General features: G+C 70.6%; 25 protein-coding genes and 1 tRNA gene. 6 read left to right on the top strand and 20 right to left on the bottom strand.

What is annotated here, in order from left to right; genetic code table 11:
- Positions 1 to 178 precede the first annotated feature (178 nt).
- From OG866_RS21730 to OG866_RS21755, 6 genes are read right to left on the bottom strand one after another with little or no spacing between them, the layout of a single operon-like run.
- Positions 179 to 919, bottom strand: a complete 741-nt coding sequence (locus OG866_RS21730; protein ID WP_329337023.1) for a class E sortase — start codon at positions 917 to 919, stop codon at positions 179 to 181.
- 14 nt (positions 920 to 933) lie between these two features.
- Positions 934 to 1,956: a class E sortase gene (locus OG866_RS21735; protein ID WP_329337026.1), complete on the bottom strand. Its 1,023-nt coding sequence runs from the start codon at positions 1,954 to 1,956 to the stop codon at positions 934 to 936.
- Positions 1,953 to 2,591: an aminodeoxychorismate/anthranilate synthase component II gene (locus OG866_RS21740; RefSeq protein WP_329337028.1), complete on the bottom strand. Its 639-nt coding sequence runs from the start codon at positions 2,589 to 2,591 to the stop codon at positions 1,953 to 1,955. The genes OG866_RS21735 and OG866_RS21740 overlap by 4 nt, the downstream gene beginning before the upstream one ends.
- Positions 2,588 to 2,785 carry a hypothetical protein gene (locus OG866_RS21745; RefSeq protein ID WP_165951216.1) on the bottom strand — a complete coding sequence of 66 codons (198 nt, stop codon included), beginning with the start codon at positions 2,783 to 2,785 and terminating at the stop codon, positions 2,588 to 2,590. Before OG866_RS21745 ends, OG866_RS21740 begins: the two co-directional genes overlap by 4 nt.
- Positions 2,786 to 2,801: 16 nt before the next feature.
- Complete coding sequence (locus OG866_RS21750; RefSeq protein ID WP_329337029.1) at positions 2,802 to 3,503, bottom strand: class E sortase; 702 nt, start codon at positions 3,501 to 3,503, stop codon at positions 2,802 to 2,804.
- Positions 3,504 to 3,522: 19 nt separating this feature from the next.
- Positions 3,523 to 4,302, bottom strand: a complete 780-nt coding sequence (locus OG866_RS21755; protein ID WP_329337032.1) for a DUF881 domain-containing protein — start codon at positions 4,300 to 4,302, stop codon at positions 3,523 to 3,525.
- A 141-nt stretch (positions 4,303 to 4,443) separates the two neighbouring features.
- On the opposite strand from OG866_RS21755, the gene crgA reads away from it, so the two are divergent.
- Complete coding sequence (crgA, locus tag OG866_RS21760) at positions 4,444 to 4,698, top strand: cell division protein CrgA (RefSeq protein WP_059194346.1); 255 nt, start codon at positions 4,444 to 4,446, stop codon at positions 4,696 to 4,698.
- A gap of 265 nt (positions 4,699 to 4,963) precedes the next feature.
- Here crgA and OG866_RS21765 read toward each other — a convergent pair whose 3' ends face one another.
- Positions 4,964 to 5,848 carry a rhomboid family intramembrane serine protease gene (locus OG866_RS21765; protein ID WP_329337034.1) on the bottom strand — a complete coding sequence of 295 codons (885 nt, stop codon included), beginning with the start codon at positions 5,846 to 5,848 and terminating at the stop codon, positions 4,964 to 4,966.
- An 81-nt stretch (positions 5,849 to 5,929) separates the two neighbouring features.
- Entirely contained in the window at positions 5,930 to 6,463 is a 534-nt protein-coding gene (locus OG866_RS21770; protein ID WP_329337036.1) for a peptidylprolyl isomerase, read from the bottom strand.
- Between the two features lie 282 nt (positions 6,464 to 6,745).
- On the opposite strand from OG866_RS21770, the gene OG866_RS21775 reads away from it, so the two are divergent.
- Positions 6,746 to 7,447, top strand: a complete 702-nt coding sequence (locus OG866_RS21775) for a DUF5324 family protein (protein WP_329337037.1) — start codon at positions 6,746 to 6,748, stop codon at positions 7,445 to 7,447.
- 94 nt (positions 7,448 to 7,541) lie between these two features.
- Here OG866_RS21775 and OG866_RS21780 read toward each other — a convergent pair whose 3' ends face one another.
- The 9 genes from OG866_RS21780 to OG866_RS21820 form a co-directional block, all read right to left on the bottom strand.
- A complete protein-coding gene (locus OG866_RS21780; RefSeq protein ID WP_329337038.1) occupies positions 7,542 to 8,342 on the bottom strand; it encodes a hypothetical protein in 801 nt (266 codons plus the stop codon).
- Positions 8,342 to 9,802: an MFS transporter gene (locus OG866_RS21785; protein WP_329337040.1), complete on the bottom strand. Its 1,461-nt coding sequence runs from the start codon at positions 9,800 to 9,802 to the stop codon at positions 8,342 to 8,344. Before OG866_RS21785 ends, OG866_RS21780 begins: the two co-directional genes overlap by 1 nt.
- A 70-nt stretch (positions 9,803 to 9,872) precedes the next feature.
- Positions 9,873 to 10,643 (bottom strand): HAD family hydrolase, encoded by a 771-nt coding sequence (locus OG866_RS21790; RefSeq protein ID WP_329337041.1) that lies wholly within the window; start codon positions 10,641 to 10,643, stop codon positions 9,873 to 9,875.
- Positions 10,640 to 11,686, bottom strand: a complete 1,047-nt coding sequence (locus tag OG866_RS21795; RefSeq protein WP_329337043.1) for a pseudouridine-5'-phosphate glycosidase — start codon at positions 11,684 to 11,686, stop codon at positions 10,640 to 10,642. Before OG866_RS21795 ends, OG866_RS21790 begins: the two co-directional genes overlap by 4 nt.
- A gap of 11 nt (positions 11,687 to 11,697) precedes the next feature.
- Complete coding sequence (locus tag OG866_RS21800) at positions 11,698 to 12,402, bottom strand: transglutaminase-like domain-containing protein (protein WP_329337045.1); 705 nt, start codon at positions 12,400 to 12,402, stop codon at positions 11,698 to 11,700.
- 66 nt (positions 12,403 to 12,468) lie between these two features.
- Positions 12,469 to 13,602, bottom strand: a complete 1,134-nt coding sequence (locus tag OG866_RS21805) for an acyl-CoA dehydrogenase family protein (protein WP_329337047.1) — start codon at positions 13,600 to 13,602, stop codon at positions 12,469 to 12,471.
- 26 nt (positions 13,603 to 13,628) lie between these two features.
- Positions 13,629 to 14,003 carry an ectoine synthase gene (locus OG866_RS21810; protein WP_329337049.1) on the bottom strand — a complete coding sequence of 125 codons (375 nt, stop codon included), beginning with the start codon at positions 14,001 to 14,003 and terminating at the stop codon, positions 13,629 to 13,631.
- Positions 14,004 to 14,070: 67 nt separating this feature from the next.
- Positions 14,071 to 14,385: an acyl carrier protein gene (locus OG866_RS21815; protein WP_329337051.1), complete on the bottom strand. Its 315-nt coding sequence runs from the start codon at positions 14,383 to 14,385 to the stop codon at positions 14,071 to 14,073.
- Entirely contained in the window at positions 14,382 to 15,854 is a 1,473-nt protein-coding gene (locus OG866_RS21820; RefSeq protein ID WP_329337053.1) for an AMP-binding protein, read from the bottom strand. Before OG866_RS21820 ends, OG866_RS21815 begins: the two co-directional genes overlap by 4 nt.
- Positions 15,855 to 16,234: 380 nt before the next feature.
- Here OG866_RS21820 and OG866_RS21825 point away from each other — a divergent pair, with 380 nt between their 5' ends.
- Positions 16,235 to 17,629 carry an IS701 family transposase gene (locus tag OG866_RS21825; RefSeq protein WP_329337055.1) on the top strand — a complete coding sequence of 465 codons (1,395 nt, stop codon included), beginning with the start codon at positions 16,235 to 16,237 and terminating at the stop codon, positions 17,627 to 17,629.
- A 15-nt stretch (positions 17,630 to 17,644) separates the two neighbouring features.
- On the opposite strand, the gene OG866_RS21830 is transcribed toward OG866_RS21825, so the two are convergent.
- Positions 17,645 to 19,651 (bottom strand): helix-turn-helix domain-containing protein, encoded by a 2,007-nt coding sequence (locus tag OG866_RS21830; protein WP_329337057.1) that lies wholly within the window; start codon positions 19,649 to 19,651, stop codon positions 17,645 to 17,647.
- A gap of 257 nt (positions 19,652 to 19,908) precedes the next feature.
- Between OG866_RS21830 and OG866_RS21835 the strand changes: the two genes are divergently transcribed.
- Complete coding sequence (locus tag OG866_RS21835) at positions 19,909 to 20,640, top strand: methyltransferase domain-containing protein (protein ID WP_329337059.1); 732 nt, start codon at positions 19,909 to 19,911, stop codon at positions 20,638 to 20,640.
- Between the two features lie 78 nt (positions 20,641 to 20,718).
- Positions 20,719 to 22,860 carry an aminodeoxychorismate synthase component I gene (pabB, locus tag OG866_RS21840; RefSeq protein ID WP_329337061.1) on the top strand — a complete coding sequence of 714 codons (2,142 nt, stop codon included), beginning with the start codon at positions 20,719 to 20,721 and terminating at the stop codon, positions 22,858 to 22,860.
- Here the strand turns inward: pabB and OG866_RS21845 are convergent.
- Together OG866_RS21845 and OG866_RS21850 are read right to left on the bottom strand one after the other, a co-directional pair.
- Positions 22,792 to 23,784, bottom strand: coding sequence for a transaldolase family protein (locus OG866_RS21845; protein ID WP_329337062.1), 993 nt, complete (start codon positions 23,782 to 23,784; stop codon positions 22,792 to 22,794). The two genes, pabB and OG866_RS21845, sit on opposite strands and share 69 nt — an antisense overlap.
- A 150-nt stretch (positions 23,785 to 23,934) precedes the next feature.
- Positions 23,935 to 24,007 (bottom strand) — tRNA-Ala (locus OG866_RS21850).
- A 183-nt stretch (positions 24,008 to 24,190) separates the two neighbouring features.
- Between OG866_RS21850 and OG866_RS21855 the strand changes: the two genes are divergently transcribed.
- A complete protein-coding gene (locus OG866_RS21855) occupies positions 24,191 to 24,739 on the top strand; it encodes a helix-turn-helix domain-containing protein (protein WP_329337064.1) in 549 nt (182 codons plus the stop codon).
- Positions 24,740 to 24,960: the final 221 nt, after the last annotated feature.

Raw genomic sequence — 24,960 nt, forward strand, 5'->3', positions numbered from 1 at the left:
ACCGGCTGAAGCGACTCGAGGGCGTGCGGGATGGCTGCCAACGTCGTCGTGCAAGGCGGTCACGGAGACAGAGGGGTCGACATCATCGGGATCACGGCCGACGGACGACGCATGGTGGTCCAGTGCAAACGGTGCGCCCCCTACCTCACCATCGCCAGCCCGGACATCCTTCGCTCAGTCAGCGCAGCTCCTTGGGCAACGTCCGCTCCCCGTCCACCTTCTGCACCCGCACCAGCTCCCCCCACACCACATACCGGTACCGGGACGTGTACACCGGCGTGCAAGTGGTCAGCGTGATGTACTTGCCGGCCTTCTTCTTGCCGGACTCCTTCGGGATGGCGCCCAGGACCTTCACGTTGTACTTCGACGTCTCCGGAAGGATCGCGTACGCCTTGTAGACGTACCACTTGTCCTTCGTCTCGAAGACGATCGGGTCGCCCTTCTCGATCTTGTCGATGTTGTGGAACTTGGCGCCGTGGCCGTCCCGGTGGGCGGCGAGGGTGAAGTTGCCGTCCTTGTCGGTCGAGGGGAGCGTGGCCTTGATCGGGTCCGTGTAGTAGCCCGCCACACCGTCGTTGAGGATCTTCGTCGACGTGCCCTTCTCGACCAGGACCTCGCCGTTCTTCATCGCCGGGACGTGCAGGAAGCCGATGCCGGCGCCGGTGTCCAGGGCTCCCGGCCCCGTGTTCTGGGCCCAGTTGTCGCGGACCTTGTCGGCCTGTTTGTCGGCCGCGCGGTCGGCGATGACGTTCGTCCACCAGAGGGAGTACACGACGAACAGACCCAGGACCAGGCCCGCGGTGATGAGGAGTTCACCGAAGACACTGATCGCCATCGCGATCGGGCCCATGCCGCGGCGCCGACGCGCAGCGGAAGGGGGCGTGTCGGTGTGCTCCTGGTGGTCGGTGGTGGCTGCCACTTGGTCATCTGCCCTTAATTGACGAGCGCATCCGGCTTGCCCTTGCTGCGCGGCCGTTCCTCGACCATCTTGCCCCAGACGATCAACCGGTACTTGCTGGTGAACTCCGGCGTGCAGGTGGTGAGCGTGATGTAGCGACCCGGCGCCGTGAAACCCGACTGCGGCGGCACCGGGTTCAGCACACTCGTGTTGCTCGGCGACGTCACCGGAAGCGACGACGTCATCTTGTACACGAAGTAGTCGTCCTGGGTCTCCACGACGATCTCATCGCCCTTGGTGAGACGGTTGATGTACCGGAACGGCTCGCCGTGCGTGTTCCGGTGCCCCGCCAGCCCGAAGTTGCCGCTCTTCGCGCTCGGCATCGCCGTCTTCAACGCGCCCTCGGAGTAGTGACCCACCATGCCCCGGTCGAGCACCTTCTTGTTGCTGACGCCCTCCGCTATCGGCACCACCACATCCAGCTTGGGAATGTGGAGGAGGGCGAAACCCTGCCCGGCCTCGAACTCGCCCGGCGCCCGCTGCCCGCTCTCCCACTCCTCCTGGAGGTTGCTCGCCTCCTTGCCGGCCTGCGCATGCGCCCGGACGTTCGTCCACCACAACTGGTACGTGACGAACAGCAGCATCAGCACGCCGGTGGTGATGAACACCTCACCGATCGCCCGGCTCGCGAGCACCCCAGGACTGGGCTTGCGGGCCTTCGCCCTGCGGCGGGCCTCGACACGGGAGAGGGGGGACGCGGAGTCCTCCGGCTCTTCCTCCGGCGCCGTCGGCTCCGCCCGTCTGCCCCCATGACGCCCGCCACGCCGCTTGGCGGCCTTTCTCCGGGCCGCACGACCACCGGTGGGGGTTCCGGTGGCTGCTGATGCGGACGAGACGCCAGAGGGCGACGTAGCCTCATCTATTCGCTCCGGCAGGTCGGAGAGCCTGAGTGCCACCGTCTCGTCATCGAGGGGCGGCACATAAGACTCGTAGGACTCGTACGGCTGCTGCTCCCCGTACGAGGCCTCCGACTCGCGCTCGGGGCGCAGTGCGGTCACGCCGTGGCCCTGCCCACCACCGGGGCCAGCCCCGCAGATCGCGCCACCGCACCCTGGTCGCCGCACTCCACCAGCCAGTTGGCCAGCATCTGGTGACCGTGCTCGGTGAGCACCGACTCGGGATGGAACTGAACGCCCTCGACCGGCAGTTCACGGTGCCTCAGGCCCATGATGATGCCGTCGTGGGTCCGGGCGGTCACTTCCAGTTCGGCCGGGACCGTCTCCGGCTCGGCGGCGAGCGAGTGATAGCGGGTCGCGGTGAAGGGCGTCGGCAGCCCGGCGAACACACCCTTGCCCTCGTGCTCCACCAACGACGTCTTGCCGTGCAGCAGCTCAGGCGCCCGGTCCACGACACCGCCGTACGCCACCTGCATCGACTGCATGCCCAGGCAGACACCGAACACCGGCACCCCGGTCGCCGCACAGTGGCGGACCATCTCGATGCAGACCCCCGCCTCCTCCGGCGTACCCGGGCCCGGCGAGAGCAGCACACCGTCGAAACCGTCCTGGGCGTGCGCCGTCGACACCTCGTCGTTGCGCAGCACCTCGCACTCGGCGCCCAGCTGGTACAGGTACTGCACCAGGTTGAAGACGAAGCTGTCGTAGTTGTCGACGACGAGAATCCGCGCACTCACTGGTTGTCCACCGTCACATCGTTGAAGGGCAGCAGCGGCTCCGCCCACGGGAAGACGTACTGGAAGAGGACGTAGACCACAGCAAGCGCCAGCACGAGTGAGAGCAACGCCTTCACCCACGCGTTCCCCGGCAGATGCCGCCAGATCCAGCCGTACATGCCGTCCCTTCCGTCGCACCACGGCACCAGACTCACGCCGTACCGCACCAGACTAACGGCGCAGGGCCGGTGGTTTCCCTGCCTCCACAGGCTGTGTGGAGTCCAGATGCGCCCACACGATCAGGCGGTGGCTGTGACCCCACTCCGGATCGCACGTGGTCAGGGTGAGATAGCGGCCCGACCGCTCGTACCCCGACTTACGTGGCACAGGATCGATCACCTCAACGTCCGTGGGAACGGTTTTGTAGGGCCCTTTGTCGATCCGATACGTGAACCAGGTCGTCCCGTCCGTCAGCACCACCGCATCCCCGCGCCGCAGCTTCGGGAAGTCCTTGAACGGGTCGCCGTACGTACGCCGATGCCCCGCCACAGAGAAGTTGCCCTCCCCACCCAGCTGCGCGGTGCGCGCGTAGTGACCGAGGCCCTTCTTCAGCGTGCCGACGCCGGTGCCCTCCAGCACCGGCTTGTTCCACGTGAAACCAAGACGCGGGATGTACATGATCGCGAAGGGTTTGTCCTTCTTGTACGGCGCCGGAGCGGACGGAGTCGCGGAGGCCTCGGCACCCCCGGTGCTCCTCGGCTGCTCCACCTGCCCCTTCGACCACTCCTCCTGGAGCTGGTCGATCTGCTCGCCCATGACGTCGTCGGCCTTCACGCCGGTCCAGAACAGCACGTAGACCACGAAGAGGACTATGACCGCGCCGATGGTGATGCAGAGTTCGCTGAGGGTCCTGATGACAAGACGTACACGCACCGGCGGCTCCCGGAGAGACCTACTCCACAGGCTTGGCGTACTGCAGATCCACTGTGCCCGAGTAGCCGGGCAGAGTCACCGTGCCGTCGTCCTCGACTTTCCATCCGAGGCCGTAGACGTTGACGTAGACCATGTAGTTCTGGATCGCCTTGCTGGCCGCCAGCGACTGCCTCAGCTTCTCCGGGTCCCCGACCGCCGTGATCTTGTACGGCGGTGAGTAGACCCGGCCCTGAAGGATGAGCGTGTTGCCCACGCAGCGAACAGCGCTGGTGGAGATCAGCCGCTGATCCATGACCTTGATGCCCTGGGCCCCGCCCTGCCACAGCGCGTTCACCACGGCCTGGAGGTCCTGCTGGTGGATGACCAGGTAGTCGGGCTGCGGCTCGGGGTAGCCGGGGAGCTTCGCCGTCGCGTCCGGCGGAGCGTCGTTGAGGGTGACGCTGACCGCCTCGCCCTTCAGCTTCTGAGTGCCCGCCTTCTTCTCCAGCGCCGACAACTTCTCGTCCTCGGCCCGCGTGGAACCGTCGTCCCGCTCGGCCAGCGCCTCCACATCGTCCCGCAGGGCACCGTTGGACTCGTCGAGCTGTCCGTTCTTGTGGCTGCGCTCCAGGATCAGGTCGGAAAGCTTCAGCAGCGAGGCATCCGTGCGGATATTGGTGCCCTTGGCCGTATTGAAGCTGGTGAAGAAAATGAGGCCGGCGAGCGCGAAGACGGCCACCGTGAGCAGCCGGACGGGCCGGAAACGTCGGCCGCGGACAGGGGTGGATTCCATCCCCTGGGGGTTGGCAGAATTGCTCAACGTACCCTTATCTCCTTCGGCGCCGCGGAAGCACTACGCTAACGGACGCCCGGGGGAGCACTCAGTGTCCCCTTGTACGCTGCCCCGAGCCCGACCCAGCTACCTGCGCGGCCACGCAGCGCATCGACAGGAGAGACCCTCGTGCCGAAGTCACGTATCCGCAAGAAGGCCGATTACACGCCGCCGCCGGCGAAGCAGGCGACCAGCATCAAGCTGAACAGCCGCGCCTGGGTCGCGCCCGTCATGCTGGCCCTGTTCGTCATCGGGCTGGCCTGGATCGTCGTCTTCTATGTGACGGACGGCTCGCTGCCCATCGACGCGCTGGACAACTGGAACATCGTGGTGGGCTTCGGCTTCATCGCCGCCGGATTCGGCGTCTCCACCCAGTGGAAGTAGCTCTCCCCAGGGCTATTCACTGAGTTATCCACAGATCGCTGAAGTATCCACAGGCTACCTGGGGACAATAGAACGACGATCTGTGGATAACTCACAGAGGGTTGACGCCGGTACGACTGCCACACCGGCCTCCGCAAGCCTGTTCGCCCTCTGTTCGCCCCCTGCCTGACCTGCGAAAACACGGGTCAGCGACAGGGGGCACAGTTGTTCGCGCACGCTATGCACAAGATTCGCAACCCGCTGTGGACAACCGGGCTTCTCGCGCTCAGATGAGCTGCGTGGTGCGCACCAGCGTCATGACGACGACCACGACGAGGACCAGCGCGCAGGTGCCGTACTGGACGAGGGCGCGGCGCTCGCGCGGGGCGTGGACCATGGCGTAGCCGATGACGACGCCGCCGACGAGGCCGCCGATGTGGGCCTGCCAGGAGATGTTCGACCAGCCGAAGGTGAAGATCAGGTTGATCACGAGCAGGGCGATGATCGGCCGCATGTCGTACTGGAGCCTGCGCATGAGGACGGCTGTGGCGCCGAAGAGGCCGAAGATGGCGCCGGATGCCCCGAGGGTGGCGGTGGTCGGGGAGGCCAGCAGGTAGGCCAGGGCGCTGCCGCAGAGGCCCGAGACCAGGTAGAGCGTGAGGTAGCGGGCTCGGCCGAGGGCCGCTTCGAGGGGGGCGCCGAGGAACCACAGGCTGAGCATGTTGAAGCCGATGTGCCAGATCTCCTGGTGGGTGAACATCGAGGTCACCAGGCGGTACCACTGGCCGTCCGCGACGCCCTCGGTGGGCGTGAAGGGTGCCGGTGGCCAGGCGCCGATCAGGACGAGGTCGCTGAGGAGCGACGACGACACCTGAACGGCGATGAACACGGCGAGGTTGATACCGACGAGGATCTTGGTGACGAGCCGTGGGTCGGAGGTGACCGTGCCGCCGGCGAGTGTGCGGGGTGTTGCCGCGTCGGGGGCGTGGCCGGTGCCGGAGCCGCCGCGGACGCAGTCGGGGCACTGGAAGCCGACGGAGGCGCTGACCATGCATTCCGGGCAGATCGGGCGTTCGCAGCGGGTGCAGCGGATGCCGGTCTCGCGGTCGGGGTGGCGGTAGCAGCCGGGCAGGCCCTGTTCCTGCTGTGGGCTGCCTGGCGCCTGGTCCATGAGGTCGTCCCCTACGTCGTCGTATGCAATGAAACCGCCCCGCCCCTCCTTACGGATGAGCGGGGCGTTTGGTTCCCGGTGTCAGCTCTGGCGGGTCTCCACGACGACCGACTCGATGACGACGTCGTTCACGGGACGGTCGGTGCGCGGGTTGGTCTGGGTGTCTGCGATGGCGTCGACGACCTTCTGGCTGGCCGGGTCGGTGACCTCGCCGAAGATGGTGTGCTTGCGGTTGAGCCAGGTCGTGGTGCCGACGGTGACGAAGAACTGCGAGCCGTTGGTGCCGGGGCCGGCGTTGGCCATGGCCAGGAGGTAGGGCTTGTGGAACGAGAGGTCGGGGTGGAACTCGTCCTCGAACTGATAGCCGGGGCCGCCGGTGCCGTTGCCCAGCGGGTCACCGCCCTGGATCATGAATCCGCTGATCACCCGGTGGAAGACTGTGCCGTCGTAGAGCCTGTTGGTGGACTTCTCGCCGGTGGCGGGGTGGGTCCATTCCCGCTCGCCCTGGGCGAGTTCGACGAAGTTGCGGACCGTTTTGGGGGCGTGGTTCGGCAGCAGCCGGATTTCGATGTCGCCTTGGTTGGTCTTCAGGGTGGCGTAGAGCTGCTCAGCCACGGTCTGCCTTCCGTTGTCCTCGTGTGACGTCCCGATCCTCGCACGGTCAGGGCTGTTCGGCGCCCGTCGGCTCGGTGGAGGTCCCGTTCAGGCGTCGTGGGCGGAAAATGGGACGAGTCGCCTCGTGCCGGGCGCGCTCCTCGGCGATCCGTGGCATTGTCGACGGCAAGCTCCCGTTGCCCCGTATGCCCGCCCTCACATGCCTCTCCGTCGGTTGGCATGCATGATCCGTAAAAGGGTGGAAAGTCGAATTACCGTACGCCACCGAGGAGGAGGATTCCCGTGACCCGCATCGACAGCGTGCGCGCCGCGACCGGCTCGGCAAAGGACAGCGTGCTGCACGCCGCGGAAGTGGTGGCGCCCTACGCCGACACAGCCAAGGACAGGGCCGCGCACTACGCACAGGAGGCGCGCGTACGGATCGCGCCGAGGGTGTCGCAGGCGGCCGAGCAGGCCCGTGTTCAGTACGACGTGCATCTCGCGCCGCGGCTGGAGCAGGCCCGTACGCATGTACCGCCGAAGGTCGACCAGGCTGCTCATGAGGCCGCCGAGCGCACCCGGAAGGCGGCCCGGCAGGCCGCCGACTATTCACGTCCGAGGATCGAGCAGGCCGTGGCAGCGGCCGGTCCGGTGAGGGACGAGGCTGCTTCACGCAGTGTGGCCGCGTTGGCCGCGCTGCGCGGGCAGGTATCGCCGAAGGAGATCGAGAAGCTGACGCGCAAGCACGCGCGGCGGGCCAGGGTTGGCCGTCTCGCGAAGGCGTTGGCGGTCGCGGGGCTGCTCGCGGGCGGTGCCTTCGCTGCCTGGAAGTGGTGGGACAAGCAGGCCAACCCGGACTGGCTGGTGGAGCCGCCGGCCGCGACCGAGGTGCCCGAGTCGAATCGGCTGACCTCGGTGGACGGCAGTGGTCAGTCTGTTCTCGACCCTGAGGTGCAGGCCAAGGAGGCCGAGGAGGAGGCTGCGCACCGCGACGACGGGCGGTGACGTCCGGCGAGGTGCGCGGCCGGTGACGTCCGGCTCTCTGAGTGTCGCTGTGGGGCGGGAGGCCTGAACGGGCTTCTCGCCCCACAGCGATGTTTCACGTGAAACGTCGGCCGAAGAGGCCTCCGGCCGACTCCGGGTCCGGGGCGCTCCCGGGTGCGGCGAGCTGGAGGCCGTACCAGAGGACTGCCTGGTTCGAGGTGATGACCGGGACGCCGAGTTCCTGTTCCAGGGGGACGACTGCACCCTGGGAGGGGAAGCCGCTGCCGGGTACCAGGACGCTGTCGGGGCGTGGGGCGTCCGGGTCATGGAAGGCCTTGACGACCTGCTGGTGGACCTCGGTGGGGTCGATCGTCCAGTGGGCGCCCTCGTCGAAGGCGTTGTAGCGGGCGGTGCCGTCCCACTCCGGGCCCAGCTGGAACTGGACGAGGCGGGTCTCCTCAATGCCGACCTCGCCGAGGTAGGCCTCGGTGGCCCGGAAGGTGGGCTCGGTGAACCAGGGCGGCATGACGAGCAGGGGGCGGCGTATGCCGGTCGCCTGGAGGGCGGCGGTGATGGCGGTGGCCGCCGTGTAGACACGGACGCCGTGGGCGTGGGCGCCGGCCGCCTCGATGAACTCGGTGTCGAAGGCGGGTCCGCCGAAGAAGCTGCTCGATCCGAAGCAGAGCGCGATGCTGTGCGCGCCCAGCCGGCCCAGCTGGTCCAGGCCCCGGACGACGTCGGGGGCGTGGGCGAGGGCGCCGGCCGGGCTGCCGACGTACTCGGTATCCGCGGGGCGCGGGCATTCGAAGCGGGCGGTGTGGATCGAGACGTCGTCGGGGGCCGTGCGCCAGATCTCGGTCTCGGGCACGGGGTCGTTGTGGATGACGAGGATGCCGAGGCGGGCGGCGGCGGTCATCAGAGGTCACCTGCCGGGGCGGGGGTGGCGGTCGGGAGGGCTTCCGCGTGCTCCGCGCCAGCTCCCGCCGTGTCGGCTTCTGTTGTCGCCGCGAAGCCGATCCACGCGATCACCGCGCCGGCCAGGGCGACGCCGCCGGCCAGCAGGAACGCCGTGCGGAAGGCTCCGTCGCCGGGGTCGGTGCCGAGGACGAGGACCAGGGCCGCGACTCCGAAGGCGCCGCCCGCGTACTGGGTGGTCGTCATCAGGGCACCGGCGACGCCCTGGTTGCGGTCGTCCACGTCACGGGTGCCGCCGACGAACATCGAGGTGTAGATCATGCCGTGGCCGAGTCCGCTGACCACCAGGCCGGGCAGTAGCGCGGCGAGGTAGCTGTGGTGGGTGGCGGAGGCGCCCAGCAGGGCGAGGCCGAGCGCGCCGACGGTGAACGCCAGTGCCAGGGAGCGGCGTACGCCGAGGGGGCCGACGATCTTTCCGGCGATCATGTTGCCGAAGGTGATGCATGCGGCGAGCGGCAGGAAGGCGATGCCCGCGGCGAGCGGGGCGTAGTCGCGGCCGTCCTGGAGGAGCAGGGTGACCAGGTAGAACTCGACGCCCGCGACGCTCGCCATGTAGAGCGCGGAGGAGCACATGCCCATGACGAGGCTGCGGGTGCGTCGCAGTACGGGGTCGACCAGGGGCTGGGTGCTGACGCGCTCGCGTCCGGCGAACAGCGCCAGCAGGAGGGCTCCGGCGAGGAAGCTGCCCAGGGTCAGCGGGTCGGTCCAGCCGGCGTCGGCGGCGAGGGTGAGGCCGAAGACAGAGACGAGGACCATGCCGGTGCACAGCACGGCGTTGAGGACGTTGAGCGTGGTGGTGCGGCCGTGCTCGGACTTGCCCGGCAGGAACTTGGGGGCGGCGAGCACGCACAGCACGGCGAAGGGCAGGTTCACGAAGAACGTCCAGCGCCAGGAGAGGCTGGTCAGCAGGCCGCCGATGACGACACCGGCGGCGAGGCCGCTGGCGCCGACCGTGCCCCAGACGGCGAGCGCCCGGGTGCGTTCCTTGCCGGCCTGGAACGTGGTGTTCACCAGGGCGAGGATCGAGGGCTGGAGGCAGGCCGCGGCGATGCCCTGGAGGGCGCGGGTGATCAGCAGCAGCGCGGCGTTGGCGGCGAGGCCGCCCAGCAGTGAGGCGACGCCGAAGAGGACCAGCGCGGCCATGAACAGCTTGCGCGCGCCGAGCCGGTCGCCGAGCCTGCCGCCGACGATCAGGAAGCCGGCGAAGAACACGGAGTAGGCGCTGACGACCCACTGCTTGGCGGTGCCGGACAGGTCCAGGTCGGCGCTGATGTCGGGCAGGGCGACGAAGATGACGGAGAAGTCGAGCGCGATGAGGAACTGGGCCGCGGAGAGGGTGATGAGCCCGCCGAGGAGTCCGCGGGACGCCGCCGGCGTGGGGGGTGTGGTGGGTAGGGGCATGGTGGGGTGACCGCCTGGTTCTGTAGTCGTGCCGTCTGGTGTGCTGTCAGCGGCGTCGTCTGTCGTGCCGTCAGAGGTGCGGAGCCTGGGCGGCTCGTGCGGGGGCGAGTGCGGGGGTGAGTGCCTGGGCCAGCTCCTCGACCGTGTCGGCCACGGGCCCGGCGCCCGCTTCGGTCAGTTGCCGTCGCGTGGCGACGCCGTAGGTGACGCCGATCGCGGGGATGCCGGCCGCGGCGGCCATCCGCATGTCGTCGACGGCGTCGCCGACGACCACGCATCGGCCGGGTGCCACGTCGACGGAGCGGGCCGCGAGCAGGGCCAGGTCGGGGTGGGGTTTGCCGCGCGGGGCCATGCCGTGGCAGACGACGGCGTCGAACGCGTCGAGGAGGCCGGCGGGTTCGAGGAGTTCGAGCGCGCTGGCCCGGATCTTGCTGGTGCAGATCGCGGTCCTGCGGCCCTCGGCCCGTAGCCGGGCCAGGAGTTCGGGTATGCCGGGGAAGACCAGGTCGGCGGCCTTGGGGACGACCTCCTCGCGGAACAGTTCCCGGAACAGGGCGACGGCCGCGGTCACGTCGGGGTGTTCCTCGGGGAGCCCGGTGAGTTCGGCGAAGACGGCTCCGAGCGGCTTGCCGACGGTGGCGCGGATCCGGTCCGCGGGGACGTCGGGGCGGCCGGTCCGCTCCAGTACCCGGGCGAGGACTCCGGCGATGGCGCCGGGGGTGTCGAGCAGGGTGCCGTCGAGGTCGAAGAGGACGGCGTCGGGGGCGTCGAGGCCCGAGGCGGCGGCGTCAGAGGTGTCGAGGCCAGAGGCGGCGGCGTCGGGGGCGTCGTACGTCGTCATGCGCCCGCACCCGCCCCAGCTCGGGCCGCTGCCCTGGTCCCTGCCCCTGCCCCTGCCTCTGCCTCTGCGCTGGCCCCTGCCCCGGCGCCTGTCGGCTCGGTTAGTTCGAGGGCGAACTGGGTGGCGAACTGGCCGGCGAGGCTCGCGGTGGACAGCAGGACTGCGCGGTTGGCGGCGGAGGTGCGGCCCGCGGTCGCCCGGGAGATCGCCTTGAGGAGGTACGGGGTGATGGCGGGGCCGCTGACACCTGCCGCCTTGGCCTCGGCGGTGGCGTCGGCGAGGGCGGCCTCGATGTCGGCGGAGGGGATGCCGTCCGCCTCGTGGATCGGGTGCGTGATCACGGGCGAGGTGGCGTTGCCGGCCCGCCAGTGGGCGAGGACGACGGCGGCGATCTCGCGCAGGTCGTCCAGGCGGTGGGGGTTGGGGATGCCGCTGCTGACGCTCAGATAGGCGGGGAAGTCGTCGCAGCGGTAGCCGAGGACGGGGATGCCGGCCGTCTCCAGCCACTCCAGGGTCCACGCCGGGTGCAGCATCGACTTGGCGCCCGCGCAGACCACGGCCACCTTGCTGCGGGTGAACTGCACGAGGTCGGCGGAGATGTCGAAGGTATCGGGGGCGTCGCGGTGCACCCCGCCGATGCCGGCCACGGCGAACACCCGGATGCCGGCCAGCTCCGCCGCGACCAGGGAGGAGGAGACGGTGGTGGCGCCGGAGCCGCCGCGGGCCAGGGTGATGCCCATGTCCCGGGTGCTGACCTTGGGCACGGCCGGGTCGGCGGCGAAGAGTTCGAGCTGTTCCTTGGTCATGCCGACGCGTATCCGGCCGTCGAGCAGGGCGACCCGGGCGGGGACGGCGCCCTCCGCGCGGACGGCGGCGTCGATGTCGAGGGCCAGGTCGAGGTTGGCCGGGTAGGGCAGGCCGTGCGGGATGGCCGAGGACTCCAGGGCGACGACCGGGCGGCCCTCGTGCAGGGCCTCGCGGACCTCCTCGTCGATGTCCAGGAGGGTGGGGTCGGCGGCGAGGGCGGTGGCGGTGACAGTCATGTGTGGGCTCCTCAGCTGTTCGGGGTGGGCGACGAGGCGGCGGGGACGTCGGCTTCGAGGGTGAGCGAGCCGCCGGAGACCGTGCCGGTGCCGGTGCCGTCCAGGAACCGGGGGTGCGCGCCGCGCATGGACGCCATCACGAACTCGTAGGGCAGGTCGTCGAAGGCGCCGTGGTCCTTGAGGAACTCCATGGCGGCGCCGCTGCCGTGCGGGTGGTAGAGGCTGTCGGTGCGCCCGTCGAACTCCAGGGGCTGCATGCCGTACAGCTTGCAAAGCACCTTGTTGAAGACGGGGGTGGCCTTCACCCAGCGGCCGTCGAGGTGAATCTGGGTGAGGCCGTGGAAGAAGACGTCGCCGCCGATGTGCTCGATGAGGCGGGGCGAGGCGAGGTGGTTGCGGACGTCGCCGTACACCAGCTTCGAGGGGATGCCGAGGGCGCGTACGGAGGCGGCGAACAGAGCCGACTTGTGCAGGCAGAAGCCTGACTTGGCGGTGGCGGTGCTGGAGGCCTTGAGGCCCTCGCGGGACAGGTCGGCGCCGTACACCTCGTAGTGGACGGTGTCGCGGACCGCGTAGTACAGCTTCACGGCGTTCTCGCGGCGGTCGGCGCAGCGGTCGTCGATGACGTCGTCGATGAAGGTCTGGACGGCGTCGGACTCGTAGTCGAGGAACTGCGTGGGGGCGGTGAGGCTGTGGGTCACGTCGGTGGTGGTCATGGCTCGTTCCCTGGTCGGAGGAACTGGTCGGAGGAGATCGTCGGAGGAGATCGTCACAGGGCCTGGTCAGAGGCCGAGGAGGCTCGCGATCCGGGTGCGCTGGATCTCGCTGGTGCCGGAGTAGATGGTCCCGGCGACGGAGTCGCGCAGTCCGCGTTCGACGCCGTGCGCGGTGAGCACCCCGCGGCCGCCGTGGATGCGGACCGCGTCGAGGGCGTTCTGCACGTTCGCCTCCGATACGACGGTCTTGGTGGCGGCGAGGTCGAGGGCGGCGTCCTTGCGCGCTTCCACCTTCGCGCCGGTGTCGCGCAGCCATTTGCGGGCGGTCTCGGTCCGGATCTTCATGGTGGCGATCTTGTGGGAGATGGCCTGGTACTTCCCGATGGATTGGCCGAACTGTGTGCGGTCCTTGGCGAATCGGACCGTCTCCTCCAGTCGGCGGGTCATCTCGCCGAGCGTGATGGAGAAGGCGAACAGGACCTCGCGCTTCATGACGTGGTCCAGGACGAGGAACCCGGCGCCCTCCCCGCCGACCCGCTGGGCGACCGGCACCCGCAGCTCCTCGAAGGCGAGGGTGCCGATCGGGCTGGTGCGCAGCCCGATCTTGTCCATGGCCGGCCCGACCACCAGGCCGGGCGTCCCGGCCTCGACGAGGAGGCAGGTCAGGCCGAACGGGCCGGGGGCGCCGGTGCGGACGTAGAGGAGGAAGACGTCGGCGACGGGAGCGTTGGTGATGAACATCTTCCCGCCGCTGACGACGTAGTGGTCGCCGTCGCGGACGGCGGTGGTGGAGATGTTCATCGCGTCGGAGCCGCCGGACTCCTCGGTGATGGCGTGGGCGGTGATCAGATCGCCGGAGACGATCTTCGGGAGGTAGCGCTCCTTGAGGTCGTCGTCCCCGAACCGCTGGAGCGGTGTGCCCACGGACACGATCTGGGTGGAGGCGGAGAAGGACAGGCCGGAGTCGTGCGAGACGCGGCCCAGTCCTTCCAGGGCCCGCATGGTGTCGGTCAGGGAGCGGCCGTGGCCGCCGTACGAGGGGGCGAAGGGGGTGCGCAGAAGGCCGGAGTCCTGGACGGCCGACCACTTGTCCCGGGGGAACTCGGCCCTGCTGTCGAGTCCGTCGAGATCGGCGTTGAGGCGGTCGGCCCAGGGGGCCATCAGATGGAGGAGGTCGGAGGGGGGTGGCTGGTCGGACATGGCTGCTCCTTGAACCGTCGGGCCCGTCAGTACTGGGAGAAGCCGTCCTCGGACAGGGTGTGCCGTTCGTTGCCGACGATCGGCGGGTTGAAGACCGAGACCAGGTGCAGGTCCTCGTAGTCGGAGGCTATGAGGTAGTGCGGGTCGTGCTCGTTCAGGACGTAGATCGTGCCCGGCATGATCTTGTGCCGGGTGCCGTCCTTCTCCATGACCTCGCCGGAGCCCGCGACGCAGTAGCAGGCCTCCAGGTGCTTGCGGTACTGGAGCGCGCTCGTGGTGCCCTGGCGGACCAGGGTCACGGCGAAGGCGAAGCCCATCCGGTCGGCCTCGACGAGCAGCCGGTGGCTGGTGCCGTTGCCCCACTCGACGGGGGCGACTTCGTCGACGGTGCGCGTGAACACAGGGGTCTCCTTGGTTGTTGAGGGGGGTGGTGGTGGGGTGGTGGTGAGGCTGGTGTGGCGGGGTCGGTCAGGCGGCCGGGGCGGGCTCGGCGTGACGGACGATCAGCTCGGTGATCGCGGCGATGCTCCGGAAGTGCTCCGGCCTGATCTCCAGGTCGTCCACCGGCACCTGATAGGCGGTCACGATGTGGGACACCAGCCGGACCAGGCCGAGGCTGTCGATGACGCCGGCGGCGATGAGGTCGAAGTCGTCGGTGAGGTCGGAGGCGTCCTCGCCGGCCAGGTACTCGGCGGCGATGTGGGCGCGCAGCTCATCGGCTGTGGCGTGGGGGGCGTGCAGCGGCTGGGCACCCGTGGCGTGGGGGGTCTGGGCGGTTGTCATGCGGTCGCGGTCTCCTTCATACGGTCGTCTCTGATCCGGTTGCGGTCCGGCTTGCCCGTGCTGGTGCGGGGCAGCGGCTGGTCGGTGATGTGGACGGAGGACGGGATGGCGTGCCGGGGCAGCCGGGCGCCCACGTGGCTGCGCAGGCCGAGGCCGGTCAGCGCGGCGGCGGGACGCCGGGTCACCCGGGCGTGCAGACGGGCCCCCGCCTGGTCGTCGGGCAGGGCGACGACGACCGCCTCGCTCACGTCGGGGTGGGTGGTGATGACGGCCTCCACCTCCTGGAGGTTGGTGCGGATTCCGCGCACCTTGACCTGCCAGTCGGCGCGTCCTTCGAGGTGGACGAGGCCGTCCGCGGCGCGGGTGACGATGTCGCCGGTGCGGTAGTAGGTGTGGCCGTCGAACTCGGCGAACGCCCGCTCGTTCAGGGCGGTCCGGAGGTAGCCGTCGGTCTGGAAGGGCGTGGAGACGACGAGTTCGCCGGTGCCGGGGCCGTCCAGCGGGGTTCCGTCGGGCGCGAGCACGAGAGCGCGGACGCCCGGGAGGGGCCGGCCGATCGGCATCCGCTCCTGCTGACCGGGGGCGCGGGGGACCTCGTACACGAACGAGTCGTTGGTCTCGGTGCAGCCGAACACGTTGTGGAACCGCGCCTCGGGGCAGGCCGCGAACGCCTTGGGCAGCAGGTCGGCGGGCATGGCCTCGCCGGTGAGGACGGCCTGCCGGACGGTGGGTTGGGAGGGACCCTGCGCGAGCAGCCGGTGCAGCATGGGGACGCCCTGGACGAAGGTGACGTGCCGCCCGCTCACCAGGTCGGCGAGGCGTGCGGCGTCGGCTGCCTGCTCCTTGCCGACGAGGACGACCTCGGCGCCGAGCCGCAGGAAGGTCCATACGTCCAGCAGGGCCAGGTCGAAGTTGAGGGGCGCGTAGGAGAGGGCGACGTCGTCGGCGGTGAGGCCGAAGGCGTGGGTCGCCCAGTCGGCGAAGGCGGTGAAGCCGTCGACGGGGATCGGCACGATCTTCGGGGTTCCGGTGGAGCCGGAGGTGGTGAGCAGCAGTCGGGTGCGGGCCGGGTCGGGGATCGCGAACCCGGTCGCCTCGGTCTCGTCGCGCGGTAACGGCTCGGCGGACAGCGTGCTCTGCTCGTCCACGGCGAGCAGGTGGGAGGCGCGGGCCTGCCGGCTCAGCCGGGCCAGCGCCTCGGCGCCGAGGTCGGGTGAGGGGACCAGGGCGACCAGGCCCCGGCGGAACACCGCCAGCAGCAGGGCGACGGTCTCCGGCGACTTGTGCGCCGGGACGCAGACGGTGGCGCCGGGCGCGAGGTCCAGCCGGTCCAACTGGTCGGCGAACGTCGAGGTCAGGGCGTCGAGCCGACGGTAGGTGACGCTGCGGTGGCAGCAGGACAGGGCCACGCGGTCGGCACGTTTCTCACGGTGGGCGCCGACGGCGTCGGCGAGGTGTGGTGACGGCATGAACGGCCCCCGGACGGTAGGGAAGGGAACCCGGCGCGATCCGGTCGCCCGCTGTCGGGGCCCGGTGCCGAGCGCTGATCATGACCATCACTGTGTGGAGCGGGCCGGGGGTGTCACAAGCACGGTCCGCGATCCTCATCAGGTCCGCAGGAATCCGTCAGGTTGCCCTTCGGTGAGGGGCGGTTGGTCCGGCGGATGGTGGTCGGACCACCTCTCGAAGTCCGTGCCGAGCCCTTACGTCCGTGGTTCGACGGCCCGGGGTGGTGGTCCGGTCACCATCCGCCGGGCCGACGGGGTTCCCTCGGCACCTCCTCCGGGTGCCGGGCCGCTCGGCAGGGTGGGAGGCGTCAGAAGTCAGCGCGTGAGAGGCAGGCGTCACCGTGACCAGAGCCGTCTTCAGCGAAGCCGTCCTCGGCGAGGCCGACTTCAGCGAGACCGTCGTCAGCAAGGCCGACTTCAGCGAGACCGTCGTCAGCAAGGCCGACTTCGGCGAGACCGTCTTCGGCGAACCCGTCGTCAGCGAGGCCGTCTTCGGCGAAGCTCTCCTCGGCAAACCCATCGCCGGCGAAGCCGTCCTCGACGGGCCCGGGGCGGACCTCGGCTGGGCCGACTTCCACCAGTCGGCGGACGTCGTCGCGGAGCTGTCCGCCACGCTGTTCCCGCGGGTGCTGCGCCGCAAGGACCAGCGATGGTGGGCCGAGCAGTACGTACGCGGGCTGCTCGCCGCGGACGGCCGCAAGTCGGTGCGCCGGATCGCCGCCGCGGTCGGCGGCGGGGCGGCCGAGCAGAGCCTGCACCATCTCATCGCCGCCTCCACCTGGGACTGGTCGCCGATGCGCGCGGAGCTGGCCCGACGCCTTCAGGACGCCGTCGCCCCGTCCGCCTGGGTGGTTCAGCCGATGGCCATTCCCAAGGTCGGTGAGCACTCGGTGGGCGTCGGTCGGCAGTTCGTGCCGCGCGCCGGCCGGCCGGACAGCGGACAGCAGGCGTTCGGTCTGTGGTTCGCCTCGGAGCGGACGAGCGCGCCGGTCAACTGGCGGCTGCATCTGCCCGGCGGCTGGATCCGCGACGCGGAACGGCGCCGGCGGGCGGAGATCCCCGAGGGCGCGGGCGAGGAGAGCCTGGAGGAGTGCGCGGCCTCGGTCCTGAGGTCCACGCTCAAGTGGGGGCTGCCGCGCCGGCCGGTGGTCCTCGGCGCGGCGGGCCCGGACCTCGGCGCGACGATACGGCGCTACCGGGAGGCCGGCGTCCCGCTGCTGGTACGGGTCCCCGGTGGCACCGCGCTGGCCGTGGCCGAGCCGTCGCTGCCCGGGTTCGGCGCGGGGCTCTTGGCGGCGCAGCGGATCGCCGACTCGGTCCGGGCCCTGCGCCGCCCCGTCCAGTGGGCCGATCCACTGGGCGGCCCGACGACCGTACGGAGTTCGCTGGTCGTGGGCGTCCCGGTGACGCTGCCGGACGGCGGGCGGCCGGGGCTGCTGCTCGGCGAGTGGGCCGACCCGCGCCGGCCACCGACGGAGTTCTGGCTGACCGACCTGGACCGCCTGCCGGTCCCGGCGCTGCTGAGACTCGCCAAGCTGGCCCGCCGCGTGGCCCGGGACTGCGCCACGACCGGCGAACAGGTCGGGCTGCGGGACTTCGTCGGCCGCTCCTTCAAGGGCTGGCACCGCCACACCACCCTGGCCTCCGTCGCCTACGCCGCCCACACCCTGGCCGACGACCGGGACACCGCCGACGGCTTCAACACCTCCGGCACCGTCACGGCACGCAGCGCGTGAGAGCGGCCGTACGCCCTACTGCCCGCCCCCGGCCCCGCCTCCGCCTCCGCTTCCGCCTCCCAGCAGATGCCGTGTGCGATGCAGCCGCAGCGCCAGCTGCACCTCCAACGCCTGTGCGGGCTCCTGCCAGTGAGGGCCGAGCAGGTCGGTGATCCGCTCCAGCCGGCGGGAGACGGTGTTCGGGTGGACGTGCAGCAGTTCCGCCGCCCGCGTGGGGCTGCTGCCGGAGGTGAAGTACGACTCCAGGGTCCGCAGCAGCTCGGTCGACTGCTGGTGGTCGTACTCGAGTACGGGCCCGATCGCCGTCCCGACGAACCTCTCGACGTCCTGCTTCTCCGACAACAGCAGTCCCAGGAACCCGAGTTCCCTGGGCGAGGCCGTACCGCCCGTGCCCTCCAGGACGGTGAGGGCGTCCAGGCAACGGCGGGCCTCCTGGTGGACGCGCCTGACGTCGTCCGGCGCGATGGTCGGCCCGGCCGCGCCGCCGGTCACCGGATGCCCGAGCACGACGGAGAGTTCCCGCTGTACGGCCTTGGCGGCACCGGACGGATCGTCACCGGGCAGCAGCAGGACGATGTGGCCGCCGTCGACGTACTTGAGCCCCGAGAGCCGGTGCGCGCACGCCGAGGCCCAGGCGTTGGCCCGGCTCTGCGAACCGCCCTCCGGCCGGACCACCACGACCACGTGCGGCTCGGCGAGGTCGACCCCGAGGCGGCGCCCCCGGGACGCGAGCTGGGCGGGCGGGAGTTGGGAGACATGGAGCAGGTCGTGCAGCAGCTCGTCCCTGACCTGGCCCTCGGCCACCGCCGAACTGCGCTGCATCAGCAGCTGCACCGCGACGGCCTGCGCGACCAGGCCCAGCAGTTGCTCCTGCGCCTCGGACGGAGGCCGCGCGCCGTGCAGCAGCAGGGTGCCGAGGCTCTCCGTGCCGCCGGTGACCGGGCAGGCGCAGAGCATGCCGCCGGTGCCGTCGTCGCAGCGTACGGGGCCGTCGGCGGCCTGCGCGTCCAGGCACAGACGGTCGACGGGGGAACCGTCCACGCGGGTGTCCCTGCCGTTGTCTATGCGGGTAGATTCGAGGCCCGACAAAAAGTCCGGGAAGCCTTCTGTACACGCGAGATCCTTGCCGACCGTGCCCCGCACCAGCACCGCGCCGCCGAGTTCGGCGGACGCCCGCTCCAGCAGGGCGGGCAGTTCGCTGCCGCCGAGGGCCAGGTCGATCAGGCTCCGGTGGATGCTGTGCAGCCGGCGCACGGTCGCGGAGGAGTCCTTGGCCTGCGAGACGTCGCCCGTCAGCTCCGCGACCTCGGTCCGGGTCCGCTCCAGCAGCCGGGTCCGCTCGATGGCGACGGCCGCGAGGTCGGCGAGTGAGGCCATCAGCGAGATCTCGTTGGGCAGGAAGTGCCGGATGTTGCGGTCGGCGACGTAGAGCACGCCGAGCGTGGAGTTCTCGTGGCGCAGCGGGACGGCCATGATGGCCCGCAGCCCCTCGGACCGGACCACGTGGTCGATGGTCTCGTTGTGGACGAAGCTCTCGTCGTGCAGGTAGTCCGGGGTCCAGAACGGGGCGGATCGTTTCTGTGCGTGTGCTCCGACCCCGCCGGCCAGCGGCACGTCGAACCCGACGGTGATGGCGGAGGCGTGGCCGTCCGCGGCCCGGACGCGGGAGATCCCGTCGTCGCCGTGCAGGCTCACCCAGGACATGTCCAGGCCCATCAGCAGCCGGGCCCGCCGGGTGATCACGGCCAGCAGGGTGTCGAGGCTGTACGGGTGGGTCAGGTCGCGTGCGGTGTCGACGAGCGCCGACAGTCCGGCCTCGCGCTGCTGACGCCGCGCGAAGAGCTGTCTGACCTCCAGCGAACGGTCCTTGGCCGCGGTCAGCTTGGCCAGTTCGTCCGCGGCGACGCCGGCCGCGGCCGCCTGCCGCAGCAGTTCCTCGAAGCGCTCGGCGGGCGCCTCCCCGGCCAGCAGGTCGAGCATGGCCAGCACATACGCGTCCAGCACGCCCCCACCGGTCTGCAACCCGCGGCCCTCCCCCAGAGCATGGACCAGATCGTTCCGGAAAACCTAGTTCAGGTTTTTACCGAGGGTCAACCAGTTCTTGACCGGGTCGCATCAAAAGTGCAGGTCATCGGCTTTGACGGTGATGTGATCACCTAACCGACGGGTTCGTACTGTTGCCGGAGCACCTTCCGCCCCCTCCACCCCGGCCGTCACGCTCGGCAGCACAGGCAACGCACAGTGCGACGCCGCCGACCGACCGGAACGGGTGGGGACTCATGCCGTACACACCGCGGGTGCAGGACTACGAGCGCTCTCTGGAACGCAGCCGACAGTCCCTCAACCGGGCCGACCGTCCCGACCTGTTCACCCTCGCCGGCCGGCAATGGGACCTGCTGGACGAGGTGTTCGCCCCGGTGTACTCGCCGTCGACGGGCATCGCCCTGGACTTCCTGGGGCTCACCGAGCCCGTTGCCGAGGAGATGCGGCGAGGGTCGTTCCTGGAGATCGGCTGCGGTACGGGCGTCATCGCGGTGGTCGCGGCACTGGCCGGCCACGGTCCGGTCGTCGCCTCGGACATCAACGCCCGCGCGGTGGAGAACACGGCCGTCAACGCCCGCCGCCACGGCACGACGGACCGGCTCCGGGCCGTGCACGGCGACCTGTTCGCCGGCCTCGGCGCCGACGAACGCTTCGACACCGTCTTCTGGAGCTCGAACTACGTCCTCGGGCCCGACCACTACGAGTACCGCTCCGCCCACGAACGCGCCTACGTCGACGCCGGCTACCGCACCCACCGCCGCTATCTGCACCAGGCCCCGCTGCGCACCACACCCGGCGGGCGGGCCCTGCTCCACTTCAGCAGCCGGGGCGACCACCCCCGCCTGACCCGCATCGCCGAGGAGACCGGCCGTGAACTGCGGGTGCTGGAGAGCTGCCGGGTCCGGGAGGGGGAGTACGGCAACGAGATCGTCGAACACCTGCTCCTGGAGATCGTGCCGGCCGGCTGACCGGAGCGGATGACGCCGGCCAGTTGAGCGGAACCAACCGGAACCCACGGATCCGACCTGCGGAGAGACCGGATTTCCATGCGCACCCTGCTCGTCGACAACCACGACTCGTTCACCTACAACCTCGTCCACCAGCTCGCGCGCGTCACCGGCGCCGAGCCGACGGTCGTCCGCAACGACGACCCGCACTGGCACCCGGCGAAGCTGGCGGACTTCGACGCCGTCGTCATCTCGCCCGGCCCCGGAACCCCGCGGCGCCCCGCCGACCTCGGCATCTGCCGGCAGATCATCGAGCGGACCGAACTGCCGCTGCTCGGCGTCTGTCTGGGCCACCAGGGCATCGGGCTGCTGAACGGGGCGAGCGTCGACCGCGCCCCGGAGCCCCGGCACGGCCGCACCTCGCCGGTGCTGCACGAGGGCGACGGACTGTTCGCGGGCCTGCCCTCACCGTTCGAGGCGGTGCGCTACCACTCCCTCGCCGTGACCCGCCTCCCCGACCTCCTGGAGGTCACCGCGTGGACGCCGGACGGCGTGGTCATGGGCCTGCGCCACCGGGAACGGCCGCTGTGGGGCGTCCAGTTCCACCCCGAGTCGATCAGCTCGCAGTACGGCGACGAACTGCTGGCCAACTTCCACCGGCTGGCGCGGACCGGCGAGGGCCGCCACCGCGCGACGGTCACGCTCCAGGCCCCGGCGCCGCCCCCTCGTACCCCCACCCGCTCCCTGCGCGCGCTCACCGCCGAGGTCCCCACCCGCTCCCTGCGCGTCCTCACCGCCCAAGTCCCCACCCCCTGCGACGACGAGACGCTCCACGACCGCCTCTTCCGCGCCGCCGACCACGCGTTCTGGCTGGACAGCAGCCGCCGCGACGGCCAGGGACGCTTCTCCGTCATGGGCGACGCCTCCGGCCCGCTGGCCCGGGTGGCGAGGGCCGACGTGGCCACCAACACCGTGACCGTGCGGTCGGCGACGGCCGAGGAAACCGTGGAAGGCCCGTTCCTGGAGTGGCTCGACCGGGACCTGGCCTCCCTGGACGTCGAAGTACCGCCGCTCCCCTGCGACTTCGCCCTCGGCTGGACCGGCTTCCTCGGCTACGGCCTCAAGGCGGAGTGCGGCGCCCCGCCCGGCCCTCACGCGGAGGAACCCGACGCCGTCATGGTCTTCGCCGACCGGGCCCTCGTCCTCGACCACGACACGGGTACGACCCACCTCCTGGCCCTCGCCGAGAACAACGCCACGGACTCCGCCCGCGCCTGGCTCGACGCCACCGCCCGCCGCCTCACCGCCCTCACCGGCGCCCTCCCGGACCCGGTGCCCGAACCCCCCGCGCCTTTCGAGGAGTTGCGGCTGCGCCACGACCGCGACGCCTACCTCCGGCTCATCGACGAGTGCCAGGAGGAGATCGCCGCGGGGGAGAGCTACGAAATCTGCCTCACGAACATGGCCGAAGCCCAACTACCCGAAGGGCACGGCGCCTTCGACGCCTGGCAGGCGTACCGCTTCCTGCGGCGCACCAGTCCGGCCCCCTTCGGCGCCCTGCTGCGCTTCGGTGAGCTGTCGGTGCTCTCCACCTCCCCCGAACGGTTCCTGCGGGTCTGCGCCGACGGGGTCGTGGAGTCCAAGCCCATCAAGGGCACCCGCCCGCGCGGCGCCACCCCCGAGGAGGACGCCGCCCTCGTCGCCGACCTGCGCACCCATGAGAAGGACCGCGCCGAGAACCTGATGATCGTCGACCTGGTCCGCAACGACCTGGGCCGCTGCGCCGAGACCGGCAGCGTACGGGCCGACCCGGTGTTCGCCGTCGAGAGCTACGCCACCGTCCACCAGCTCGTCAGCACCGTGACCGCCCGGCTGCGCCCCGACAGCAGCCCCGTGCGCTGTCTGCGCGCGGCCTTCCCACCGGGATCGATGACCGGCGCTCCCAAGCTGCGCACCATGGAGATCATCGACCGCCTGGAGAACGGCCCGCGCGGCATCTACTCCGGCGCCCTCGGCTATCTGTCCCTGTCCGGCGCCGCGGACTACAGCGTCGTCATCCGCACCGCCGTGGTGACTCCGGGACGGCTGCGGTACGGCGTCGGCGGCGCGATCGTGGCCCTGTCCGACCCGGCGGCCGAGTTCGAGGAGACGGTCGTCAAATCGGCTCCGCTGCTAGCGCTGGCCGGCACCGGCTTCGCCGACCTCCGGCTCGGGCACGCGCTGCCGGGAGCCGCCCGCTGACACCACGGGCCCGGCTCCCCAGAGGGACCGGGCCCGCAGCAGTTCCTCTCCTACGACGTCGAGGTCGACGTCCCTCTCGGCGAGACAGCGCAGCTCGCGCAGGGACTGCTCATGACAGCCCAGCAGCGTGTCGCCCTCCAGCGCCCGCCCGCGCGCCGCCGCCTCCACCGTCCGCGCCGTCATCACATGCCCGGTGTTCCAGCTGACCAGGGACGGCACCTGCTCGGCCCGCGTCCCCGACCACAGCAGCATCGGCGGACGGGCCCCGCGGGCCCGCAGCCGCTGCCAGCGCGCACCGGCCAGCGCCGTCTCGCGCGCGCGGTACAGCAGCCGGGCGGTGGCCAGGGCCGCCGTGCCGCGCAGCCCGCTCGCCGCGGCGCCGGGCAGCCGGTCCAGGCGCGCGTCCACCTCGTCCTCCAGCGCCCCCAGCTCACAGGAGGCGGCCGTGCCCAGGGCCGCCAGGTCGACGCCGCGTTCCCGGGCGCGCTCCAGCCCGGTCCACTGGGCGTCGAGGACGGCACGGTACTGACGTACCGAGAAGACCAGGGTGGACTCGACGCCGATCCCCTCGGCGAGACAGTCGGCGACGGTGTCGATCCCGGCCGACGTCGCCGGGACGCTCACCAGCAGATTCGGCCGGTCCACCCCGCTGTGCAGCACCCGGGCCGCCGCCACCCACGCCTCCGGGTCGTCGGCACCGTCGAAGGCGGCCGCGGCGACCGACACGAAGCCGTCCCGGGCCCGCACCGCCTCACAGGCCGCCCGGACCGCTCCCAACGGCGTCCCGGACGCCATCCGAACACCGCGGAACCCGCACCGCACGGCGTCGAGCACCGCCGGCCGCTCCCCCGGACACGCCTCCCACCACGGCGCGACCCCTTCGGCGACGAGCTCCTCGATGAGCTCCCTAGCTTCAGCCGTCATCACCCCTCAACGCTAGGGGGATTGGCTGGAACACGTCACTGGTGTTGTCCAGACGTTGTCAGGTCTCCGCGGACTCTGTCAGGTGCGCGCACGAAAGCGGACAGAAAAACCCCCTGACCGCGTTCCCGCAGGTCAGGGGGTTCATCGTCGTGGAGCCTAGGGGAGTCGAACCCCTGACATCTGCCATGCAAAGACAGCGCTCTACCAACTGAGCTAAGGCCCCGGAAAAGGAGCGTCCGTCCGGAGGAGTCACACCACCGGCCGGCGCCGCAGACCAGAGTACCGGGTCGCCCGGGGTATCTCGCAAAAAGATTGGGGGTCCCGATGGATGACCACTCTCCGTAAGATGCTCGGCGTGGTTCGCTACAGCGAACCACGGTATTTGGGGAAGCGATGGGGAGACGCAATGGACGCCGCACAGCAGGAAGCCACCGCAAGAGCGCGGGAACTGCAGCGGAACTGGTACGGGGAGCCGCTGGGGGCGCTCTTCCGTAAGCTCATAGACGATCTTGGCCTCAACCAGGCGCGTCTCGCGGGGGTACTGGGACTGTCGGCACCGATGCTGTCGCAGCTCATGAGCGGACAGCGGGCGAAGATCGGCAACCCGGCCGTGGTGCAGCGGGTGCAGCTGCTCCAGGATCTGGCGCGGCAGGTCGCGGACGGCAGCGTCAGCGCCGCCGAGGCGACCGAGCGGATGGACGAGATCAAGAAGTCGCAGGGGGGCTCGGTGCTCAGCAACGCCACGACGACCACGAACAGTTCGGGAGCACCGACGGTCAAGCGGGTCGTCCGCGAGATCCAGTCGCTGCTCCGCTCCGTCGCGGCCGCCGGCGACATCATCGACGCCGCCGACACCCTCGCCCCGACCCACCCGGAACTGGCAGAGTTCCTCCGGGTCTACGGCGCGGGACGCACGTCGGACGCCGTCACGCACTACCAGTCCCACCAGAGCTGACGCGGTGAGGCGCGAGGGGGTCGCGCCTCACCACAGAAGGACCGGAGAACGACACGCGGGGGCGTGTCCTTCCACCGGACCCCATCGCACGGGCTCTCATCTCCCGGGCGTGAGGGGTGCACGGGGGGGACATGAAGAGGACATGAGGGGTGTCACTCATCTCTGAGGGATACGACGGGAGTCGTATCCCTCGCGGTGGGGGAAGCAAGGGGGGAGACCGA

The organism is Streptomyces sp. NBC_00663 (assembly GCF_036226885.1).
In the GTDB taxonomy this organism is placed as follows: domain Bacteria; phylum Actinomycetota; class Actinomycetes; order Streptomycetales; family Streptomycetaceae; genus Streptomyces.

Excerpts from the sequence above, each read along its gene's own strand:
- OG866_RS21805 (WP_329337047.1), bottom strand. The coding sequence starts at position 13,602 with ATGTCCGACCAGCCACCCCCCTCCGACCTCCTCCATCTGATGGCCCCC.
- OG866_RS21790 (WP_329337041.1), bottom strand. The coding sequence starts at position 10,643 with ATGACGACGTACGACGCCCCCGACGCCGCCGCCTCTGGCCTCGACACC.
- OG866_RS21815 (WP_329337051.1), bottom strand. The coding sequence starts at position 14,385 with ATGACAACCGCCCAGACCCCCCACGCCACGGGTGCCCAGCCGCTGCAC.
- OG866_RS21765 (WP_329337034.1), bottom strand. The coding sequence starts at position 5,848 with ATGGACCAGGCGCCAGGCAGCCCACAGCAGGAACAGGGCCTGCCCGGC.
- OG866_RS21795 (WP_329337043.1), bottom strand. The coding sequence starts at position 11,686 with ATGACTGTCACCGCCACCGCCCTCGCCGCCGACCCCACCCTCCTGGAC.
- OG866_RS21800 (WP_329337045.1), bottom strand. The coding sequence starts at position 12,402 with ATGACCACCACCGACGTGACCCACAGCCTCACCGCCCCCACGCAGTTC.
- OG866_RS21820 (WP_329337053.1), bottom strand. The coding sequence starts at position 15,854 with ATGCCGTCACCACACCTCGCCGACGCCGTCGGCGCCCACCGTGAGAAA.
- OG866_RS21835 (WP_329337059.1), top strand. The coding sequence starts at position 19,909 with ATGCCGTACACACCGCGGGTGCAGGACTACGAGCGCTCTCTGGAACGC.
- OG866_RS21785 (WP_329337040.1), bottom strand. The coding sequence starts at position 9,802 with ATGCCCCTACCCACCACACCCCCCACGCCGGCGGCGTCCCGCGGACTC.
- OG866_RS21845 (WP_329337062.1), bottom strand. The coding sequence starts at position 23,784 with ATGACGGCTGAAGCTAGGGAGCTCATCGAGGAGCTCGTCGCCGAAGGG.
- OG866_RS21780 (WP_329337038.1), bottom strand. The coding sequence starts at position 8,342 with ATGACCGCCGCCGCCCGCCTCGGCATCCTCGTCATCCACAACGACCCC.
- pabB (WP_329337061.1), top strand. The coding sequence starts at position 20,719 with ATGCGCACCCTGCTCGTCGACAACCACGACTCGTTCACCTACAACCTC.
- OG866_RS21855 (WP_329337064.1), top strand. The coding sequence starts at position 24,191 with ATGGACGCCGCACAGCAGGAAGCCACCGCAAGAGCGCGGGAACTGCAG.